This is a genomic window from Microcoleus sp. Pol12B5 (assembly GCF_036701335.1).
Lineage (GTDB): Bacteria > Cyanobacteriota > Cyanobacteriia > Cyanobacteriales > Microcoleaceae > Microcoleus.
Window position 1 is genome coordinate 1 of record NZ_JAUBQQ010000143.1, and the last position, 2,938, is coordinate 2,938.

Here is a 2,938-nt window from a genome sequence, read left to right on the forward strand (position 1 = left end):
GTAGTTCTCAGTTTTAATAGGGTTTTATCTTGCTCTTGAGTGAGAAATACCCTTAATCTAGCGCCCATATATTGAGTGACCTCAGTAGACGTATTCTCTATGTTCACTTATTTTAACATAGTTGGGTTTTTTCTCGCCGACTTACTTACATGGTCTCTGACTGCTAGTTCAATGCTAGCAAAGTCTTTGAGTTGTTCTTTTGGTGTATTCTTGAGAAGTATGGCGGCAGCAGCCTGCAAATGTTCTTGTAAAATTTTACTTTCTTCGGCTGTCATCTATTTTTCCTGATATATTTTGTCCTATTTTCTCACACTTTCTGTCTGAGTATAAGTACTCATTGCATAACTGAGATGCTCCCAGTGGTGTTCGCTTTTGATGCCATCAGCACCCAAAAAAACAGCGACTGCAATCATTGACAGCCATAACGACTATATCGGTGCACTCAAAGGCAATCAGTCAGGCTTACTTGCAGCTGTAGTAGCCAATTTGCAACCACAAGCAACGACCCAACAAATCAATAAAGGGCATGGTCGCATTGAAAAACGCACCGTCAGCATTAGTCATATCCTTGATGGAATTCCCGATTTCCCTGGACTACAAACCTTGATTCGAGTTCAGTCCGAACGCCTTGTGCATCGGGCGACCATCTTTGAAGTCTCCACCGAAACTCGCTATTACGTTGCCTCATTTATCGATACGGTTCAAGCTTTTGCAGCACGAATTTGAGGGTACTGGGGCGTTGAGAACAAAGTCCATTATGTTCGAGACCTAACTCAAGGCGAGGATGCTTCTCGTATTCGCACTCCACCACTGGTGCAAATTTGGGCAATCGCCCGCAATTTTGCCCTCACTTTGTACCGAGATAACGGTTTTAATAACATGGCTCAAGCGCAACGAAGTGCTCGTTTTAATCTTAACACACTCAAAATCTTGTTCAGAATGAAATAGCCCTGGGGGTACAAAGTGTTGAGCCGGCAATTGGGGATGACTGCGACTAATTTGGCGTAGCTGTAATAATCGCACGGCGACGACCGCAAAAAACCCAAGTAATGTGACGCTTGGCATTGGCAGAATTTAATTGACGTTTTTCGATCACACAACCAGTTTTCAGGCACTTATGATATTCTTCAATCAACCAGCGACAAGCGTACCAGTCGAGTTGGATTAAGGCAGAGTTGGCATCTGTTAGAGGTACTGTTGTAAACAGAATCCATTCCAAATCACCCTCTACTGACCAAGCACGTATACACCAACCATTAATTGGCTGCTGTTTTCTTTCATTACCCGTCGCTGGCGGTTGAATTATTAACGGTGACCAAGCAACCTGTAAATCCACATCACGCTTGGGTTCGCCATTGCGACCACGTAGCACAATCGTTTTGAGTGCCATTGGTTTCAAGCTACGAGAAAATGCTTTAAGATATTCTTTTGTTGCGTCTGGTTTGGTAATTACACGATTTTGAGTGACCCGCAATAAACAGTACCAATGCAATGCCGTAGTACGTCGGATATATGAAAAGATATCGCTGCCTCGGTCCCCAACACTTACCCACATTGAATTAACGGCTGGTGCTTGGCCGATTGATTCGACCATCTCCGACCAAATTTCACCTTCGCTTTCGGTTCTGAGTAATTTCTGTGAAATGTTTTCAATTTCGAGATTTTGGGGCTGGTGACTGCGTACCCAAGGTATTTGTCCTGCCAGTCCCAGTATCTCTGGGTTTCCCGGCACTGGCACTACTGCCAAGCAATTATGCAGCATTATCCCTCGCCCTCTACCGTCGCCGATATGTCCTAACCCTTCTATGTTTCGTGCTTTTGTGTAATCTAGTTCTGATGTGTCCTGGATAAATAGGACAACCTTCTGCGAGCTGTTTTTGGCTCTTGCTTTAGTTGCAGTCGTATGTGGTTTAATCAACTCACTGTGAGTAACTTCTGCTTCTGCAAACAATCTGTAGGCTGCTCTGACTTCATTCCAGCCTTCCATGATATTGGGTAGACTTGCTGCTGGGTTCGCTCCGAGTGCTGCTCCTACGACTATCGCTCTGTCTGTACGACGACTATCCCCCAACTCGGCATCTCCCCACTGTTCAACAGCCCAAGTCTGGAGGTCTGTGAAATTACTCAATTTCATACTCTGACTCTAATACACCTCAGTTCCACTTTAAAATATGTTGGTAATGACAAGCTCTTAAATGAAGGGCAATTAATAATTAAATGGGGTCGCAAAAGCAAAAACAAGGGTAATGCTTGTATCACAGTTTAAATGTGCAACAGCTTATCAATCGTCGCCAAATATGTTGGGTACATCTCAAACGTGATTTTATTCAGATATCCGAACGGATTGGAGCGAGTGCAAAAATCGGCAAATCATTACTGGAACAGGAACAGGAGATTTTCAATCTCTAGTATCAATACCGGAATGACCAACTAACTCGTTCAGAATTAGAGCAAGTAGTTGAACCCATTCAGACTAAAATTTTGAGCCAATTGCGAGAAGCTGCACAATTAAACATCGGTGAGAACGAAAAAACACCCCTGGCTAAAACTGTGCGGACTTGTCGTAACTTACTGAAGCTGGAATCGGCTTTGTGGTTATTTATCACTGAAAATGGTGTTGAACCGACCAATAATGCTGCTGAGAGAGCAATTCGCCCGGAGGTGATTTGGCGACGGACTAGTTTTGGGTCTGATTCGGTGACTGGTAGTTTTTTTGTCTCTCGGTTGCTCACTGTTGTCTCTTCACTCAAGCTGCAAGAACGTAATATTTTTGATTTCCTAGTTGAGTCTGTCGTGGCTACTGGTTCTGGTGATGTCCCACCCTCTCTTCTGCCAAGTTAAACCCCTGAACTTCTACATGATAAGCTGTTCAGCATTTAAAACGCATCTTGCATAGTATAATATGATGATATTTAGAAGAACTCAATGCCTACTAAAA

At 43.6% G+C, this 2,938-nt stretch carries 4 protein-coding genes; 2 read left to right on the forward strand and 2 right to left on the reverse strand.

What is annotated here, in order from left to right; all coding sequences use genetic code 11:
* Positions 1–107: 107 nt before the first annotated feature.
* On the reverse strand, positions 108–275 hold the full coding sequence (locus QUA24_RS26960; protein WP_333233466.1) for a hypothetical protein: 168 nt from the start codon (positions 273–275) through the stop codon (positions 108–110).
* A 100-nt stretch (positions 276–375) separates the two neighbouring features.
* Here QUA24_RS26960 and QUA24_RS26965 point away from each other — a divergent pair, with 100 nt between their 5' ends.
* Positions 376–726: a hypothetical protein gene (locus QUA24_RS26965; protein ID WP_333233468.1), complete on the forward strand. Its 351-nt coding sequence runs from the start codon at positions 376–378 to the stop codon at positions 724–726.
* A gap of 268 nt (positions 727–994) precedes the next feature.
* Here QUA24_RS26965 and QUA24_RS26970 read toward each other — a convergent pair whose 3' ends face one another.
* Positions 995–2,134 carry an IS4 family transposase gene (locus tag QUA24_RS26970; protein ID WP_333233470.1) on the reverse strand — a complete coding sequence of 380 codons (1,140 nt, stop codon included), beginning with the start codon at positions 2,132–2,134 and terminating at the stop codon, positions 995–997.
* A gap of 332 nt (positions 2,135–2,466) precedes the next feature.
* On the opposite strand from QUA24_RS26970, the gene QUA24_RS26975 reads away from it, so the two are divergent.
* Entirely contained in the window at positions 2,467–2,841 is a 375-nt protein-coding gene (locus QUA24_RS26975) for an IS66 family transposase (RefSeq protein ID WP_333233471.1), read from the forward strand.
* Positions 2,842–2,938: the final 97 nt, after the last annotated feature.

Excerpts from the sequence above, each read along its gene's own strand:
- QUA24_RS26960 (WP_333233466.1), bottom strand. The coding sequence starts at position 275 with ATGACAGCCGAAGAAAGTAAAATTTTACAAGAACATTTGCAGGCTGCT.
- QUA24_RS26965 (WP_333233468.1), top strand. The coding sequence starts at position 376 with ATGCCATCAGCACCCAAAAAAACAGCGACTGCAATCATTGACAGCCAT.
- QUA24_RS26970 (WP_333233470.1), bottom strand. The coding sequence starts at position 2,134 with ATGAAATTGAGTAATTTCACAGACCTCCAGACTTGGGCTGTTGAACAG.